Origin of the sequence: Achromobacter sp. SLBN-14 (assembly GCF_006715415.1) — a bacterium.
In the GTDB taxonomy this organism is placed as follows: Bacteria; Pseudomonadota; Gammaproteobacteria; order Burkholderiales; family Burkholderiaceae_B; genus Achromobacter; species Achromobacter mucicolens.
In genome coordinates, this window is sequence record NZ_VFNE01000001.1 from 3,616,744 (window position 1) to 3,633,742 (window position 16,999).

17 protein-coding genes are annotated in these 16,999 nt (G+C 66.1%); 5 read left to right on the plus strand and 12 right to left on the minus strand.

Annotation, left to right across the window (positions count from 1 at the left end):
* The first annotated feature begins 40 nt into the window (after positions 1–40).
* Positions 41–1,042, plus strand: a complete 1,002-nt coding sequence (locus FBY20_RS16390; RefSeq protein WP_142053432.1) for a tripartite tricarboxylate transporter substrate binding protein — start codon at positions 41–43, stop codon at positions 1,040–1,042.
* On the opposite strand, the gene FBY20_RS16395 is transcribed toward FBY20_RS16390, so the two are convergent.
* Positions 1,035–2,000, minus strand: a complete 966-nt coding sequence (locus FBY20_RS16395) for a LysR family transcriptional regulator (protein ID WP_142053434.1) — start codon at positions 1,998–2,000, stop codon at positions 1,035–1,037. The genes FBY20_RS16390 and FBY20_RS16395 overlap by 8 nt on opposite strands.
* A gap of 119 nt (positions 2,001–2,119) precedes the next feature.
* On the opposite strand from FBY20_RS16395, the gene FBY20_RS16400 reads away from it, so the two are divergent.
* Positions 2,120–3,649 (plus strand): CoA-acylating methylmalonate-semialdehyde dehydrogenase, encoded by a 1,530-nt coding sequence (locus FBY20_RS16400; RefSeq protein ID WP_142053436.1) that lies wholly within the window; start codon positions 2,120–2,122, stop codon positions 3,647–3,649.
* A gap of 74 nt (positions 3,650–3,723) precedes the next feature.
* On the opposite strand, the gene FBY20_RS16405 is transcribed toward FBY20_RS16400, so the two are convergent.
* The 11 genes from FBY20_RS16405 to FBY20_RS16455 form a co-directional block, all read right to left on the minus strand.
* Positions 3,724–4,473 carry a sulfite exporter TauE/SafE family protein gene (locus FBY20_RS16405; RefSeq protein ID WP_142053438.1) on the minus strand — a complete coding sequence of 250 codons (750 nt, stop codon included), beginning with the start codon at positions 4,471–4,473 and terminating at the stop codon, positions 3,724–3,726.
* 62 nt (positions 4,474–4,535) lie between these two features.
* Positions 4,536–5,537, minus strand: coding sequence for a tripartite tricarboxylate transporter substrate binding protein (locus FBY20_RS16410; protein ID WP_255452378.1), 1,002 nt, complete (start codon positions 5,535–5,537; stop codon positions 4,536–4,538).
* 212 nt (positions 5,538–5,749) lie between these two features.
* Positions 5,750–6,628, minus strand: a complete 879-nt coding sequence (locus tag FBY20_RS16415) for a LysR substrate-binding domain-containing protein (RefSeq protein ID WP_056325836.1) — start codon at positions 6,626–6,628, stop codon at positions 5,750–5,752.
* A 52-nt stretch (positions 6,629–6,680) separates the two neighbouring features.
* Positions 6,681–7,514, minus strand: a complete 834-nt coding sequence (locus FBY20_RS16420; RefSeq protein ID WP_056325839.1) for an amidohydrolase family protein — start codon at positions 7,512–7,514, stop codon at positions 6,681–6,683.
* A 48-nt stretch (positions 7,515–7,562) separates the two neighbouring features.
* Positions 7,563–8,243 carry a fumarate hydratase C-terminal domain-containing protein gene (locus FBY20_RS16425; protein WP_056325841.1) on the minus strand — a complete coding sequence of 227 codons (681 nt, stop codon included), beginning with the start codon at positions 8,241–8,243 and terminating at the stop codon, positions 7,563–7,565.
* A complete protein-coding gene (locus tag FBY20_RS16430; RefSeq protein WP_056325844.1) occupies positions 8,237–9,172 on the minus strand; it encodes a fumarate hydratase in 936 nt (311 codons plus the stop codon). Before FBY20_RS16430 ends, FBY20_RS16425 begins: the two co-directional genes overlap by 7 nt.
* Positions 9,173–9,184: 12 nt before the next feature.
* Complete coding sequence (locus tag FBY20_RS16435) at positions 9,185–10,924, minus strand: L-aspartate oxidase (protein ID WP_108696762.1); 1,740 nt, start codon at positions 10,922–10,924, stop codon at positions 9,185–9,187.
* 1 nt (position 10,925) lies between these two features.
* Positions 10,926–11,270, minus strand: coding sequence for a succinate dehydrogenase (locus FBY20_RS16440; RefSeq protein ID WP_056325848.1), 345 nt, complete (start codon positions 11,268–11,270; stop codon positions 10,926–10,928).
* Positions 11,270–11,602 carry a succinate dehydrogenase gene (locus tag FBY20_RS16445; RefSeq protein WP_056325850.1) on the minus strand — a complete coding sequence of 111 codons (333 nt, stop codon included), beginning with the start codon at positions 11,600–11,602 and terminating at the stop codon, positions 11,270–11,272. The genes FBY20_RS16440 and FBY20_RS16445 overlap by 1 nt, the downstream gene beginning before the upstream one ends.
* Position 11,603: 1 nt before the next feature.
* A complete protein-coding gene (locus FBY20_RS16450; RefSeq protein WP_142053440.1) occupies positions 11,604–12,338 on the minus strand; it encodes a succinate dehydrogenase/fumarate reductase iron-sulfur subunit in 735 nt (244 codons plus the stop codon).
* A 204-nt stretch (positions 12,339–12,542) separates the two neighbouring features.
* Positions 12,543–13,724: an MFS transporter gene (locus tag FBY20_RS16455; RefSeq protein ID WP_142053442.1), complete on the minus strand. Its 1,182-nt coding sequence runs from the start codon at positions 13,722–13,724 to the stop codon at positions 12,543–12,545.
* Between the two features lie 157 nt (positions 13,725–13,881).
* Here FBY20_RS16455 and hisD point away from each other — a divergent pair, with 157 nt between their 5' ends.
* The 3 genes from hisD to FBY20_RS16470 are packed head-to-tail and all read left to right on the plus strand — an operon-like array spanning position 13,882 to position 16,975.
* A complete protein-coding gene (gene hisD / locus FBY20_RS16460) occupies positions 13,882–15,201 on the plus strand; it encodes a histidinol dehydrogenase (RefSeq protein WP_142053444.1) in 1,320 nt (439 codons plus the stop codon).
* A complete protein-coding gene (locus FBY20_RS16465; RefSeq protein ID WP_142053446.1) occupies positions 15,198–15,965 on the plus strand; it encodes an SDR family NAD(P)-dependent oxidoreductase in 768 nt (255 codons plus the stop codon). Before hisD ends, FBY20_RS16465 begins: the two co-directional genes overlap by 4 nt.
* Entirely contained in the window at positions 15,962–16,975 is a 1,014-nt protein-coding gene (locus FBY20_RS16470; RefSeq protein ID WP_142053448.1) for a LacI family DNA-binding transcriptional regulator, read from the plus strand. The genes FBY20_RS16465 and FBY20_RS16470 overlap by 4 nt, the downstream gene beginning before the upstream one ends.
* The last annotated feature ends 24 nt before the right edge of the window (positions 16,976–16,999 follow it).

A 16,999-nucleotide genomic window follows, 5' to 3' on the forward strand; every position in this document is an offset into this window, starting at 1 on the left:
CAGTCCGGTTTCGTCCCGTAGAACGAACAGGAGACATCCCATGATCAGCCTCACCGGCATCGTCCCGGGCGGGTCCGCTCGCGCCGCGTTTTGCCTGCTTCTCGCCTGTCCCGGCCTGGCCGCCGCCCAGGCTTACCCTGCCAAACCGATCCAGCTCATCGTGCCTTTCAGCGTGGGCGGCGACGCCGACATGGCGGCGCGCAATTTGTCCGCCGCCGCGCAAGGCGTCCTGGGGCAGCCGGTGGTCGTGGTCAACAAGGCCGGCGCCAACGGCGCGATCGGATCGGCCGCGGTCAAGAATGCGGCGCCCGACGGGTACACGCTGCTGATGGGCCGCATCGGTTCCCAGGTCCTCCTGCCCGCGTTGCAGCCCAAGACAACGCCCTATACCTCGAAGGATTTCACGTTCATCGGGCTGCTGGAGCTGAACCCCGTCGTCTGTGTGGTGCATCCGGATAGCACCTATCGGACCATCGGCGACCTGTCCCAGGCATTGAAGGCCAGGCCCGGCAAGCTGAACTACAGCCATTCCGGCCCCGCGACCGTGCAGAACCTTGCCCCGCAACTGTTGCTCAGCAGTCTGGGATTGAAGCCCGACGCGGCCGTCAGCGTCCCGTACAAGGGCGGCAGCGAGGTGGCCATGGCGGTGCTGAGCCGCGATGTGGACTTCGCCTGCAACAACTTGAGCTCGATGACCGGAATCCTTGCGGGCGGCAAGTTGCGCGCCTTGCTGACGACAACGCCGGAACGCCTTGCGCAGTTTCCGGACATTCCGACCGCACGCGAATCGAACCTGCCGCAGCTTGAGGCCGTCATCGGCTGGAGCGGGCTGTTCGGGCCGTCGGGCATGAGCGCCGAAGCGGTGGACAAGTGGGCCTCCGCGCTTCAGCAGATTTCGAAGGACCCGAAGTGGATCGAGGGCAACGCCAATTTCGGCGGCATTCCGCATGTGTTGTCGCCTGCCGATACGGCAAAGTACGTCGATCAGGGCGCCACCATTTATTCCGAGCTGGTGGCCAAGGCGGGGTTGCAGGTCAATTAGCCGTGGCATGCGGGGCGATTCCGGCCGCCAGGCCTTCGGCGGCCGGAATCGCCTGGCGCAGATACTGGACGAACGAGGTCACGGCCAGGGGCACGCGGGGCGTGTAGGGCCTGACGGCATAGAGCCGTTCGGCATAGTCGCCGACGACGCGCCATCCTGGCAGAACCTCGACCAGCGTGCCGCACTGCAGCGCCTGGCCCGCGCTGAAATCAGGAAGCAGCGCGATGCCGACCGAGCCGGCGGCCGCCTCGCGCAGGACTTCACTGTTGTTGGCCGTGAAGCTGCCGCGCACCGGCACGGCGATGCGCTTGTCCCCGTCCAGCGATTCGAACGACCAGGTCGCGCCGCCGCTGCGGCGCAGGTAGTGCAGGCAATTGTGGCCCTCCAGATCCGTGGGCGTGCGTGGCGTGCCATGTGCCGACAGATACTGCGGCGTGGCGACGAGCACCGAGCGCGTCTCGCAGATCAACGAGGCGACATGGGTGTCGGGCACGCCGGCGACGTGCCGGATCGCCAGGTCGAATCCCTCGGTGGCCAGGGAAGCCAGGTGGTCGCTCAGCTCAAGCTGAATCCGGACGTCCGGAAAGCGCGCAAGGAAACCGGGTATCAGCGGCGCGATGACCTGGCGCCCCAAGGCGACGGGCGCCGTCACGGACAACACGCCGCGCGGGCCGTCGGACAAGTCGCGGACCGCGGAAAATCCCGCTTCGATGCGCTGGTAGGCCGACGCGGTGTGGTCGACCAGGCTTGCCCCCGCCTCGGTCAGGCTGACACTGCGCGTGGTTCGCCGCACGAGGGGAACGCCGGCTGCCTGCTCCAGTTCCACGATGCGCTGGCTGACCGACGCCTTGCTGATCTGCAGCCGGCGCGCGGCGGCCGTGAAGCTTCCCGTGTCGGCCAGCACGCCCAGGCAGTGAATGTGCGACCACAGGTCTTCCAGGCGTCTTGTCTTTGTCATGCCAATTTCCATTGTTCAGAACCGCAAACACTGATTCCGGCCTTCTGGTCTCGACGCGCGGCGGGCGGCACGACATAGTGCCAGCACCCGCACTTCACGCTTGAGCACAGGAGAACACCATGCATGCAACCCCGCGCAGCGCCGGCGAATCCATTGCCGGACACTTTATCGCCGGAAGCCGCGTCGATGGGACAGGCGCGCGCCAGCCCATCTTCAATCCGGCCACGGGCGCCGTCACCCGGCACGTCACGCTGGCCACGCCCGACGAGGTGCAGCGCGCGGTAGCCAGCGCGCAAGCCGCCTTTCCGGCGTGGGCCGACACGCCGCCGATCCGCCGTGCGCGCGTGTTGTTCAGATTTCTTGAACTGCTGAACCGCCACCGCGACGAGCTCGCTCACCTGATCACCGCCGAGCACGGCAAGGTGTTCAGCGATGCGCAAGGCGAAGTCGCGCGCGGCATCGACATTGTGGAGTTCGCCTGCGGCATTCCGCAACTGCTCAAGGGCGCGCATACCGAACAGGTTTCCACCGGCATCGACAACTGGACGTTGCGCCAGCCGCTGGGCGTCGTGGCCGGCATCACGCCTTTCAATTTTCCGGTGATGGTGCCGATGTGGATGTTTCCGGTTGCGATCGCCGCAGGCAACACGTTCGTGCTCAAGCCCAGCCCGACGGATCCCAGTGCGTCGCTGCGCATCGCCGAACTGCTGCGCGAGGCAGGTCTGCCCGATGGCGTGTTCCACGTGGTGCAGGGCGACAAGGTCGCCGTGGACGCGCTGCTCACGCATCCCGGCGTGAAGGCGGTGAGCTTTGTCGGATCCACGCCGATCGCCAACTACATCTATGAGACGGGCGCCCGCCTGGGCAAGCGCGTGCAGGCGCTGGGCGGCGCGAAGAACCATATGGTGGTGATGCCCGATGCCGATATCGACCAGGCCGTGGATGCCCTGATTGGCGCCGGCTACGGATCGGCGGGCGAGCGGTGCATGGCGATCAGCGTGGCCGTGCTGGTGGGCGACGTGGCCGACCGCCTGCTGCCCAGGCTGATCGAGCGCACGAAGGCCTTGAAGGTGCTGGACGGCGAGAACCCGGCCGCCGAAATGGGACCGATCGTGACCCGCGCCGCGCACGAGCGCATCAGCGGCTACATCGCGCAGGGAGAAGCGGAGGGCGCGAAGCTGCTGGTCGATGGCCGAGGCTTCAACGGCACGCAGGCAGGCGAGGGGTGCGGCGACGGCTTCTGGATGGGCGGCACGTTGTTCGACCACGTCACGCCCGACATGCGCATCTACAAGGAAGAAATCTTCGGTCCGGTCCTGGGCTGCGTGCGGGTCAAGGACCTGAAGGAAGCCGTGGATCTCATCAACGCGCATGAGTTCGGCAATGGCGTCGCGTGCTTTACGCGGGACGGCAACGTGGCGCGCGAATTCGGCCGGCGCATCGAGGTCGGCATGGTGGGCATCAATGTGCCCATTCCCGTCCCGATGGCCTGGCACGGCTTTGGCGGCTGGAAGCGCAGCCTTTTTGGCGACATGCATGCCTACGGCGAAGAAGGCGTGCGCTTCTACACCCGCCAGAAGTCGATCATGCAGCGCTGGCCGGAGAGCATCGGCAAGGGAGCCGAATTCGCGATGCCGACGGCGAAGTGAACGTGGCGGCGGGCGGCCGGCACGCGGCCGCCTGACCGTGCCGCAGGTCGCCAGCCCGCGCGGCGCAATGCCGCTCATGCGGGCGACATCCACCCGCGGTAGATCGCGCCGGCGCCCGCGATCGCAAGCAGCACGAAGATGGATCGCTTCAGCAGTTCGGGCGAGACGCGCGTCCTGAAGCGCGAGCCGGCGTACAGGCCGATGAGCGCGACGGGCAGGAGCACGGCGGCGGCGCGCAGGATGTCCGGATTGGAGTACATCCCCGCGGCCCCGAACGCGGCCGCCCGCACGATTCCGCTCAGCAGGATCACGACCGAAATGGTGGCCCGGAATTGCTCCAGCGCGTCCAGGCGTCGCGAGAGGTAGATCGTATAGATGGGGCCGCCGGTGCCGAACAGCGCGCTGAAGACGCCGCCGAACACCCCGAACGGAAACGCCCAGAAGGGCTTGAGCAGCGGCTTGGGGCCGCCCCGGGCGCCTCGCAGGCCCTGGATGCACACGACCAGGACGAACGCGCCCAGAAGGATCAGGGGCCAGCGGGCCCCGGCGTCGCGCAGCAGCGTGACACCCAGCGCGATGCCCAGCAGCATCCAGGGCAGCAGACGCTTGAACTCGGCCAGGCTGACGCGTCTCCAGTTTCTGCCGCCGACCAGGGCCGTGCAGGTCAGGTCAAACAGCACGACCAGCGGCACGGCCAGTTGCAGGGGAATGAATTGGACCAGCACGGGCACGGCGACCATGGCCGCGCCGAATCCCGTCATCCCGAATACCGTGTAGGCGACGAAGATGACGGGGATGACAAACGCAAGCGATTCGGTGGGCATGGGGGGAAACAGCACCTCGATGGTCGAAGCAGGGCTGGCGCGCGACGAAGCCCTGCGGTGGGTCAGCTGGCGGTGATGCCTTTCTTTTGCACCAGAGCCTGCCATTTGGCGGACTCCGCGGCAATCTCCTTTTGCAGCGCCGCGCCAGACACGATGGTGGGGGCCATGCCCTGGTCTTGAAGGTACCGCTTCAAGCCCGGTTGCTCAACAGCCTGGTTGGCCACCGCGAGCAACCGGTCTATCGCGGCTTGCGGCGTGCCGGCAGGCGCCATCAGCGCGAACCAGCCGGTGAACTCGAAGCCGGGCACGCCGTCCTCGGCGGTGGTCGGCACGCCGGGCAGCAAGGCCGCGCGCTCCTTGCCCGTGACGGAAAGCGCGCGCAGGCGGCCGCCCTTGAGCAGCGGCGCAATCGCATTGATGTTGCCGACGGCCACCTGGATGACGCCTGCCATCAGGTCCGTATAGCCGGGCCCTTCACCCTTGTACGGGACATGCATGAGTTCAATGCCGGCGGCGTCCGTGAAGGCTTCGCCGGCCATATGCGTCTGGCTGCCGACCCCTGCGGACGAAAAGCTGAGCTTGCCCGGCCGCGCCTTGGCGTAGGCAATGAGTTCCCGCGTGTTCTTGACAGGCAGTTCGGCATTGACGGTGATGACCATCGGTCCGCTTGCGACCTTGGCGATGAGGCTGAAGTCGTTGAGCGAGTAGGGCAGCTTGCTGTAGATGAACTGATTGACGGTGAACATGCTTCCCGAAGCGAGCAACAGCGTATAGCCGTCCGCGGGTGACCCGGCCACGGCCTGCGCGCCCACGCTGCCGCCGGCGCCCGCGCGGTTCTCGACGACGATGGTCTGGTTCAGGCCCTTGGCCATTTCGGAGGCGAGCGCGCGCCCCAGCAAATCGGTGGCGCCGCCCGCCGAGAACGGGATGACCATGCGGATGGCCTTGTCCGATGGCCAGTTCGCGCGCGCGGGCGCCGCCAGCCAGGGCGACAGCGCCAGTCCATATCCCATGGCCTTGATCAGACGGCGGCGTGCATACAGAAGTTGATGTTCGTCTTTCACGGTGTTGTCTCCTTCGTTCGCGGTAGGCGCGGCCCGCCGATCTGCGGGAAGGGCGGGTTTTGCCAGGCAGCAACTGTCCCTCGGGCCAGCCGGCTCGATTTTTTTTGGGGCGTCGCGGTGATTGTTGGCGGACTACTGGACTGCTGGGTTACGCACTGCTGGACTGCTGAGCTACGTACTGCGGATCAGGTAGGGGGATGCGCCTCGCGTCGTCATCGGGTCTGGCTGGCGCAGACCGACTTCAATGCGTCGAGCAGCAACTGCGAAAGATGCGATCGGGGATTCTCCTGGGGCGCCAGGATGCCCAGACGGCGCTTGATGGTCGGAGAGCCGAACGGCGTGACCCGGATTCCCGCCGGGAACTCGTTGCGGCCGCGCCTGGCCGGCACCACGGATGCGCCAAGGCCATTGGCCACCATCGCAATGACGCCTTCCAGGTTGTCGATTTCCATGGTCGATCGCACCGTGATGCGCCGGCGCACCATTTCTTCCTGCACCAGATGGCCGACGCGGGCAGAGCGGTTGAATCGCACGTACGGGGTCTGCTCCAGGATCTCCTGGTCGCTGGCGCCCTGCACCGAGCGGTGCGCGATGACGACAAGCTCTTCCTCGACGAAGGGCAGGAAGTCCAGGCCGGAGCGCGGCGCATCGGGCTCGGTCACGATGGCGACATCGAGCTGGCGGTGGTAGATGGCCCGCTCCAGGTCGTGCGTCAGCCCGGTGGTGACGTGAACCTCCAGCCCATGCCCCTGCTTTTGCAGGTGGCGCAGGGCCAGCGGCAGCACACCCGACACACAGGTGTGCACGCTGCCCAGCTTGAGCAGGCCGGCCGACGTTCCCTTTTTTAGCGAGGCGCTCATGCTCTCCCAATGCGTGATCAGGTCGCGCGCCCGGTGGACCAGCGCAAGGCCCGTGTCCGTCAGGATCGGCGGGCGGCGGCTTCGGTCGAAGATCGTGATGCCCAGTTCATCCTCCAGGGCGCGGACCTGCATGCTCACGGCAGACAGCGACAGGCCGATCGTGTTGCCGGCCTCGGCGAAGCTGCCGTGGTCTGCGATCGCTATCAGCGTGTAGAGGGTCCGGATGTCCATGCAAGAGTCGTCCTGGTAGGGGGCGCGTTGCGAAACGCGCGGGGTTCGGGCGCTAAATCCCGAGCAGCCGCCGGGCGTTGCCTCCCATGATCTTCTTGAGGTTTTCCTCACGGATCGGCAAGCGCTCAAACCACTCTTTGTACCCTTGCACGGGACAGAAGGGAAACGAGCTGGCGTACAGCATCCGGTCGGACAGAAAGCTGTCGGCCGCCTTCACGTATTCCTCCCAGCCGGGCATGCGCGAAAAGTACATGTCTGGCGACAGCCACAGATTCGGCCGCCGGAAGCCCAGGTGCAGGATTTCGTTGACCCAGGGCCAGCCGCCGTGGGCGACCACGATATTGAGGTTGGGAAAATCCGTCAGGACGCGATCGGTCCGAATGGGATCGGAATAGCTCAAATCGGGCCCCGCGGTGCCGCCCACCATCATGATCACGGGCACGCCGACGTCTTCGCAATGGCCATAGATGGGATAAAGACGCCGGTCGTCCGCATGCATGGGCACCGGATACGAGCCCGGTTCGATGTTGATGAGCCGAAAGCCGTCTTCGATGGCCTGATTGATGGTCTGGCAGGCCTTGCGCCGGTCGGTGGGGTCGATCGAGGCCGCGCCGATGAACCGGTCGGGGTGCGCGGCTACAATGCCGCGCACGTCGTCGTTGGACACGCTGCCCAGCACGCCGGCCAGCCTGCCCACCACCACGCCGCGATCGATGCGGGCCGCCTCCATCTCTTGCAGAAGCAGGTCCATCGACTGCTGCTGGGCTGCCTTGGAGGGTTCGAATCCCACCGTCCGCGTGAAGCCGTCGCGCCGTTCTCCCGCTGAATACATCAGCGTGTTCAGGAAGCCGCCCACGGGCGGCCGAAGCCGAAAGTCGATGATCATCGCAGTCTCTTTGAATGGAATCCGATTGGGGGAGCGGCAAGGCGGCGCCTACATCACTTCGTCCTTGCGGTCGTCGGTCTCGCCGTAGCGGTGCAAAGCGGGCGGCTTCAACCCGGCATAGAGCTTTTCGATGCCGGCGTTGATCGTTTCCGCGTGCTGCGCGAAAAGCGAGTTCCCGTCCAGGTCGCTTTCGACGATGAAAGGCCCGAAGTCCTTGACTTCAAACAGCCACATCGCCTGCGCGATACCCAGCTCATCCAGCCAATGCACCTCGCGCACCTGCTTGATGCCCCGTCCCAGCAACGCGCCCGTGCCGTAGCCGACCGTGGTCAGGTAGATGGCCCCGCCCGGAGCCAGTACCTGCTTGTAGTCGTCGGCGGGCATGCCGCCCTTGCCGATCAGGATGCGGCACCCTGTCTCGCTGAGCCACCGGGGAATCCATTTGGAGAACCGGAACGATGCGGTGGCGGTGACCGCGCCCACGTTGTAGCCGCCGTGGCCGTCGGGTGCGGCGGCGGGCGAGCAGTGGAAGTTGACGTTGCTGACGGACCGCAGATCCACCGGCAACGGCAGGCCCTCGTCCAGCACCTTCTTGTAGACGCCCTCGCGGGCCGTGTACACCAAGCCATTCAAGTACACGGCCGATCCCAGTTCAAGCTTGGCGATGTCTTCCGTCTTGGCGGGCAGGTCCAGGTGAAAGACCTTGATGTCGTCGTCGTTGTTTACCATTCGACCGTCTCCCGGCGCATGTAGGGCGTGAACCATTGGGGATCCGTGCGGTACTGGATCTCTCCGTTGGCATGAATTCGCGCGGTGGCGCGGCGCGAAGACAGACAGAACGTATGCAGGCTGATGGGCATGCCGCCGGTGTGCGTGTAGCCGCATTCGATGTGGCAGTCGACCACCATGCCGGTGCCGACGAAGCCCATCGCGCCCATGCCGATCGAGTTGCCGAGCTTCATCAGTTCAAGCTCCAGCTCGGCCACCTTGGGATCGGGATTGCGGTCGCCTACCGTGCGCAGACAGGCCGCCTGCTTGCCGAGCTGCATGCACGTGTCCTTGGAGCCGCCCAGACCGATGCCGACGATGGCGGGCTGGCAGGCCAGCCCGCGCTTGCCGAACGCGATCAGCGTGTCCAGCACGAAGCGCTTGATGCCGTCTATGCCGTCGCCCGGAAAGAGCATCCGGTAGTCGGTGCCGAAAAGCCCGCCCTTGTGCACGGTTGTGATCTCGATCCAGTCGGCGTCCGGCTCGAACGACCATTCGATTTCTGGCGCGTTGATGCCGACGTTGTTGTTGTGGTCGGTGCGCCAGAGCGGATGCACGCGATTCGGCCGCAGCGGGATGGTGACGGTGCCTTCGGCCGTGGCGTGGCGCAGCGCGCGTTCCACGGCCACGAACCCGGCGTCCACGGATGCCTCGTTGCCGACCTTGACGTAGTACCGCGGCAGCCCGGTATCGGCGCACATCGGGCGCCGGTCCTGGTCGGCGGCTTCCCAGTTGTCCATCATGGCGTGGATGACGAATCGCGGCAGCTTGCCGGTTTCCTTTTTCTGGAGCGCCTGGATGCCTTCCTTGTAGTCCTTGGGGATCTCGATTGCAGCGCGGCGCATGATTTCCAGCGCGGCTTGTTCAATCTTCTGGACGGGAATTCTCATGGTGGGTTGCCTTCAGCTTTGGGGGTTGCCTGCTTCGCCTTCGATCAGCGATTCGCCGGGCTTCACGATGTCAAAGGAAACCGGCACCATCTCCAGCTTTACGTCGCCGTCCCGCGCGCTGACGCGCGTGTAGCAGCTGGTGTGCAGGTCGCCGGGTTCGGAGAAGTCTTCGCGATAGTGCGCGCCGCGGCTGTTTTCACGCGCCAGCGCCGACACGGTGATGACCTTTGAGATGTCGACCAGGCTTTCAAGGTTGAGCCAGTCGTGCCAGGTCAGGTTGAAGCGCCGGTCGCCGTCCGCCACGCCGATATCGCGCAGGGCGGCGCGGTGGGCGGCAATGGCGTCAAGGCCATGTTCCATGGCATCCCGATTGCGCAGCACGCCCACGTCGTCCCACATCGTCTGCGACAGCGCATCGCGCAGTTCATGGATGCGTCCGGCGCGCCGCGAAAACGGGAACTCGGCGCGTTCGACACCGCGCGCGATGACCTGCTGGTCCGGATCGCGCCAGTGGCCTTCGCGGGCGACATAGGCGGCCATCGCATCGCCCGCGATGCCCCCGAAGACCGTGGAATTGGCGACGCCGTTTCCGCCCAGCCGGTTCGCGCCGTGCACGCCGCCGCAGTCTTCGCCCGCGGCATACAGGCCCGGCGAGGCGGTCGAGCCATCCACATTGAATTCAACGCCGCCCATCAGGTAATGCGCGGTCGGCACCACTTCGACCTTGCCACCGGCCAGGTCGAATCCGCAGTCCTTGCATCGGTTGACCATGCCGGGAAAGGTCTTGGCGACTTTCTCCGGGCCCAGATGGCTCATCTGGATGTAGACGCCGCCCATCGGTCCCGTGCGCCCCGCGCGCATTTCGGCGTAGATCCCGCGGCTGACCACGTCGCGCGTGGCCCGTTCGCCGCGCTTGTCGTAGTTCGTCATGAAGCGTTCGCCTTCGCCGTTGAGCAGATAGCCGCCGGCGCCGCGCAAGCCTTCTTCCAGCACCGTGCCGGTCATGCGTGTATCCGGTCCGCCCAGCAGGCCGGTGGGATGAAACTGCACCATTTCCATGTCCCTGAGCTTCAGGCCATAGCGCAATGCCATGGCCAGGCCGTCGCAGGTCTTGTCACCGGACGGCGTGTGATAGCGGTACATGGTCGGGCCGGCGCCGGTGGCCAGGAGGACAGCCTTGGCCTGCACGAAGCGGTAGGTGCCCGCCCGCATGTCGATGAAGAGCACGCCCGAGATGCCCGACCCGTCGGCGGCCGGAATGAGCTCGATGGCGCGGTGCTCCTCAAGTTCTTCCACGTCCAGCGCGCGAACCTGCTCCATCAGCCGGTTGATGATCTCGATGCCGGTCAGGTCCGCCTTGTGCACGGTCCGGTCAAAGCTCTGGCCGGCAAACGCCTTGGAATGCAGCGATCCATCGGGATTGCGGTCGAAGAAGCAGCCGATTTCGTTTTCGAGTTCCCGCACGCGTTCGACCGCGCCTTCGACCAGCCGCCACGCCAGATCCTGGCGCGGCAGCCACTTGCCGCCTTCGATCGTGTCCATGAAGTGGCGCTCGACCGAGTCGCCCGCCGCCAGCGCGACGTTGTAGCCGCCCTGGACCATGCGGGTACAGCCGCATTTGCCAAGCAGGCCTTTCACGGTCACCGTCACTTTCAGCGAGGGGTTTGCCTTCTTCGCATGCAACGCGGCAAAGAGGCCGGCCCCGCCGGTGCCCAGCACCAGAATGTCCGTCTTGTGGTTTTCGATACGCATGTCAGATCACTCCGGCGATGAACGCCAGTCCGGTGGCCATCGAGATCGCAAATCCCCATCCGATCCAGGCAACGCGCGCGTCGCGCGGAGAGCGCCAGGGCAGAAGTTCCAGCGCAAGCAGGCGCAGGCCGAAGAACATGTGAAGCGTCAGCAGCAGGACCAGCCCCCATTCGCCGGCCTTCATCCACGGCATCTCCGCCAGCTTCAGGAAGGCGTCCAGCCTCGCTTCGTCCAGCGCCATTGCCAGCACGTAGAAGTGCACGGGAACGAACAGCGCCAGCGCCAGGCCGGAGAGCCGATGTCCCAGGAAGGCCCAGTACGCCCGGTGATTGCGTGCGGACTTCATCACGACAGCCCTCCCACCGCGGCGACCGCGCGCATGCCCAGGACGAGCAGCGCCGCGCCGAACGCCAGGCCGACGACGGAGGCGGCTGGCCGCCCGAGCTTGAGCCACTCGATCAGGATGTTGCGCAAGCCGATGGGGACGTGGACCGATACGCTGACCACGAACAGGCCGTAAAAGACGATCCACAGCCAGTTCCCCTCGGTGCGCGAGAGGATTTCGCCCGCGGTCAGGCCGCCGCGGACCGCATAGATCACCAGGCCGACATGCACCAGGACGAAGGGCGCCATCACCATTGCCGTAAGGCGCTGGAGCGCGAACAGACGGGCCTCCATGTCAGTCTCCCTTGAGCAGGCTGAAGATGGCGCTGCGTTTCAGCCCGGCAATGCTGCCGGTCGGGCTCAGGCTGACCGGACAGTGCTTCATGCAGCTGCCCTGCGTGTGACAGGAATTGCAGCCGCTGCCGGAGGTGGCCTTGTGCAGGACGTCCTTGGGATCGGCGTGCCGTTCGTCGTTGTAGAGCGTCCACGCGCGGTTCAGCGCCGCGGGACCCAGGTAGTCCTTGTCCCAGGAAACCACGTCACAGGCGGCGTAGCAGACGCCGCAGTTGATGCATTCGATGGCCGCGTCGGCCAGCTTGCGCTGCTTGCTTTGCGGCAACACCTGTGCCGGCGGATCGTCGCGCGTGGCGGTGCCGATAAAGGTATTTCCGGCGCGTGCCCACTTTTGGAAGAACTCGCGCATGTCGACGACCAGGTCCTTGATCCGCGGCATGTTGCGCAAGGGTTCGATGACGATCACGCCGGCTTCTTCGACGCGGCTCACATGCGTGCGGCATGTCCAGCGCGGCGTGCCGTTGACGGTCATCGCACAGGATCCGCACACGCCGACGCGACAGGCGTAGCGGTACGAGAGGCCGGGCTCCTGCGTTCGCTGGACTTCCGTCACCACGTCCAGGACGGTCTGGTTGTCACGCCACGGGACCAGGTAGGTGGAGAACTTGCCGTCCTCCGTGCCTCGCGAAATGCGAACCGTCAGTTGCTTTGGGTTCGCGGTGTGCTTCGTATCCATTTTCCGTCCTCAAGCGGCATGCTGCGCCCATGAACAGAATTCTGGAACTTGCGAATCTCTGAAGCAATACAGATTTGGTTGATATTTTTTGAACTTATTTCGGACGGCCCGAGGGGCGTCGCGTGGCGCTGCGGGGTTGCCGCGACGCGGTAGATTCAGCGGTTTGCGATGACGCAGTGCGTCAATGCCGCTTGCCGCGGTCTGTTATGGCGACGCCCGGCGCGGCAACCACCGCCAGAACACCCCGGCCGCGACCAAGCCCAACGTTCCCACCCCAAACGATGCGCCGCCCAGCGATAACAGCGCCGTCAGCGCCGACAACGCCACCGGCCCGCCGCTTGCGCCCAAATCGGCCATGAAGCGCCAGATGCCCAGGAACTGCGTGCGCGCGCCCGGCGGGGCGGCATCGGCCCCCAGGGTCATCACGATGCCCGAGCCGATGCCGTTGCCAAAGCCCAGCGGCAGCGACACCAGGATGAAGCTCGTCACGCCGCTAGTCAGCGGGATCGCCATCAGGCTCAGCCCCATCAGCAGCGTGCACGGCAGCGCCACCCACAGGCGGCCGCGCTGGTCCATCACCTTGCCCGCGGGATAGAACACGGACATGTCCACCGCGGCAACCAGCCCGTAGACGAGGGACGTGGTGGTGGCGTCCAGGCCGAGGTGGTCCGCCCAAAGCGGTATCACCACCTGACGCGATGCCCGCAGGGCGCTGATCAGCATCACGCCCACGCCCAGCGTGGCGTACACGCTGCGATGATCGCGCGCGACCTCGCCGATGCGGGCGCGCGGCTTGCCAGCCGCCTTGACGTGAACGGGTTCGATGTCCGGCGCCTTGATGGCGATGAATCCCGCGCCGAGCATCGCGCAGACGGCGATCCAGTACGCGCCATCCAGGCCCAGGAAGTGGATCAGCGCCGCGCCCGCGAAGGGGCCGATGAAAGTGCCGATCCGCGTCGTGCCGCCCAGCGTGGACAGGGCGCGCGCGCGGTAGGCCAGCGGCACGACCTCAATCATGTAGCTCTGCCGCGCCAGCTGGAATACCGATTGCGCGCATCCCTGCATCAGCATGGCCAGCGCCAGCACCCAGAGATGCGGCACGCCAATGACCAGCAGCAGTCCGGCCACGCTGAGCAGCGCGGCGCCGGCCATGGCGCGTTTTTCGCCGAAGCGCTCGGTGATGAGCGCCGACGGAATGTTCGAAAGCAGCGAGCCGACGCCGATCAGGGCGGCGATGAGGCCGGCGGCCGCGAAGGACGCGCCTTGCTCCCGCGCGGTGAGCGCGATGACGGGAAGGATCGCGCCGTTGCTGATGCCGTAAAGCAGCGACGGACCGAACGCCGGCACGGCGATCTGCTTCAGATTGAACGATTCGGGATGCGACATGAGGGGGGCGTGGGTGCGCCGGACGGCGCGGCGGTCATCGGTGCGGAATCCCGTGAGTGTATCGAAAGGTCCGGGTTTCTCCCTATTTGCATACGTATGCAAGGATTTGAAAGTGCCCTCCATCGAAGAACTTTCCACACTTGCAGGACCCGAGACCATGATCCGTTATCTGAAGCGCGGCCGGACCGCCGCCGTCAAGACCGAAGACGACGCCAAGGTGCGCGCCACCGTCGAAGACATCATCCGCGACATCGAAACCCGGGGCGACGAAGCCGTGCGGGATTACAGCCGCAAATTCGACAACTGGGATCCGGCTGACTTTCGGCTGTCGCGCGCCGAAATCGAGGCGGCGCGCAAGCAGTTGTCGTCGCGCGAGATCGAGGACATCGCGTTTGCGCAGAGCCAGGTGCGCAACTTTGCGCAGATCCAGCGCGATTCGATGCGCGACGTCGAAGTGGAGACCTATCCCGGCGTGGTCCTGGGCCACAAGCATGTGCCGATGAATGCGGTCGGCTGCTACATCCCGGGCGGCAAGTATCCGCTGCTGGCCTCGGCGCACATGAGCGTCCTGACCGCCAAGGTCGCAGGGGTCAAGCGCATCGTGTCCACGGCGCCGCCCTATCAGGGCAAGCCGCATCCCGCCATCGTGACCGCCATGGACATGGCGGGCGCGGACGAGATCCTGGTGCTGGGCGGCGTGCAGGCCGTCGTGGCAATGGCGGTGGGAACCCCCAGCGTGGCGCCTGTGGACATGCTGGTGGGGCCCGGCAACATGTTCGTGGCCGAAGCCAAGCGGCAGTTGTATGGCCGGGTCGGCATCGACCTGTTTGCCGGCCCCACCGAAACGCTGGTCATCGCCGACGACAGCGTGGATGGCGAATTGTGCGCGGTCGACCTGCTGGGTCAGGCCGAACACGGTCCGACGTCGCCGGCCGTGCTGCTGACGAACAGCGAACAGTTGGCCCGCGACACATTGGCCGAGGTCGAGCGCCAGCTGACCATCCTGCCCACGGCCGAGATTGCCGCCAGGGCCTGGGCCGATTGTGGCGAAGTCATCGTCTGCGACATGCTTGAGGAAATGCTCCAGGTGGCCGACGACCTGGCGTTCGAGCACGTGCAGGTCATGACGCGCGACCCGGATTACTTCTTGAACCGGATGACGAACTACGGCGCGCTGTTCCTGGGGCCGCGCACCAACGTCAGCTTCGGCGACAAGGTGATCGGCACCAACCACACGCTGCCGACCAACCGCAATGCGCGCTACACGGGCGGGCTGTGGGTGGGCAAGTTTCTCAAGACCTGCACCTACCAGCGCGTGCTGACGGACGCCGCCAGCGTGACGATGGGCGAATACTGCTCGCGCCTGTGCCACATGGAGAACTTTGCCGGCCACGGCGAACAGGCCAACATTCGCGTGCGCCGCCATGGCAATCGTCCTGACCTGCCGTGGTATCAGCCGGTGGAGGCGCAGGCATGATTGCGCTACCCAAAGGACCGGACTTCCGGGTGGACGGACGCCGCGCCCTGGTGACAGGCGGCAGCGGCGGCATCGGACTGGCGGCGGCCGCCGCGCTTGGCCGGGCGGGCGCGCATGTCACGGTGGCAGCCCGGCGCGAGCCGGAACTGGCGCAAGTGTGCGAAGCCTTGCGGGCCGAAGGCATCGGCTGTGCGCCGCTGGTGCTGGACGTGACGGACGCCGCGGCCGTGGATCAGGCGGTCGCGCACGGCGAGCCCTTTGACATCCTGGTCAACAACGCCGGGATGAATCGTCCCAAACCGCTCATCGATCAGTCCGACGAGGACATCGACGCCGTGCTGGACCTGAACGTGAAGGCGGCCTTCTACACCAGCCGGGCCGTGTCGCGCCGCCTGCTGACGGAAGGCCGTGCCGGATCGATCATCAATGTGTCCTCGCAGATGGGGCACGTGGGCAGCCCCCGGCGCACGCTGTATTGCGCCAGCAAGCATGCGCTGGAAGGCATGACGCGCGCGCTGGCTTGGGAGCTGGGCGCCGCCAACATTCGCGTGAACACCGTGTGCCCGACTTTCATCGAAACGCCCATGACGGCGGGCATGCTGGAGCAGCCCGGGTTTCGCGACTGGGTCTGCGCGCGCAACGCGCTGGGCCGCGTCGGCCGCCTGGACGAGGTGATGGGCGCGATCGTGTTCCTGGCCAGCGATGCCTCCAGCCTGATGACCGGCAGCGCGCTGATGCTGGATGCAGGATGGACCGCGGCATGAGGACCGCGCCCCGTGCGCAGGACGTGGCGGATCTGGCGCAGGTGTCGCAGTCGGCCGTCAGCCGCACCTTCACGCCGGGCGCCAGCGTGTCCGAAGCCACGCGCCGCAAGGTGCTGGCCGCCGCGCAAAAGCTGGGTTACCGGCCCAACGCGCTGGCCCGCAGCCTCATCACGCGCCGCAGCCGCATCGTGGCGCTGGTGATGAGCTACCTGGAAAACCAGTTCTATCCGCTGGTCATCGAACGGCTGTCGCAGAAGCTTCAGAAAGAGGGCTACCACGTGCTGATGTTCATCGCCGAGGTGGACGAGGCGGCCGATGGCGTGTTGGCGGAGATTCTGCAGTACCAGGTGGACGGCATCGTGATGGCTTCCGCAATGCTGTCGCCCAACGTGGCGCGCAGTTGCGCCGAGGTGGGGGTGCCCGTGGTGCAGTTCAATCGCGTCTCCATCCTGGGCGGGCTGGCGCGCCACGCCAGCAGCTCGGTCACGTCCGACAACTACGCGGGCGGCCAATTGGTGGCGCGCCTGCTGGTCGAACGCGGCTATCGCCGCTTCGGCTTTCTGGCGGGGCTGGAGGATTCGTCCACCAGCATCGAGCGCGAACGCGGTTACCGCGACGCCTTGCGGGAACTCGGCCACGACGTCGCCTGCCGCAACGTGGGCCACTACGACTTCGATCTGGCGCAGGCCGCCGTGCGGCAGATGTTTGCCGCCGATCCGCCGGACGCGCTGTTTGCCGGCAACGATCACATGGCGATTGCGGCGCTGGACGTGCTGCGTCAGGAACTGGGCCTGCGCGTGCCCGAGGACGTGGCCGTTGTGGGGTTTGACGACGTCCCGCAGGCCGCGTGGGGCGCGTATCGCCTGACTACCGTGCGTCAGCAGGTCGAACCCATGGTGGACGCCACCGTCGACCTGCTGCGCGAACAGATGCAGGCCGAACTGCGGCCGCGCGACATCGTCGTGCCCTGCGGCCTGGTCGAACGCGCGACGGTCCGGGCGGGGCCCTGACACACGTTTTTTTCTTTTTTCCGG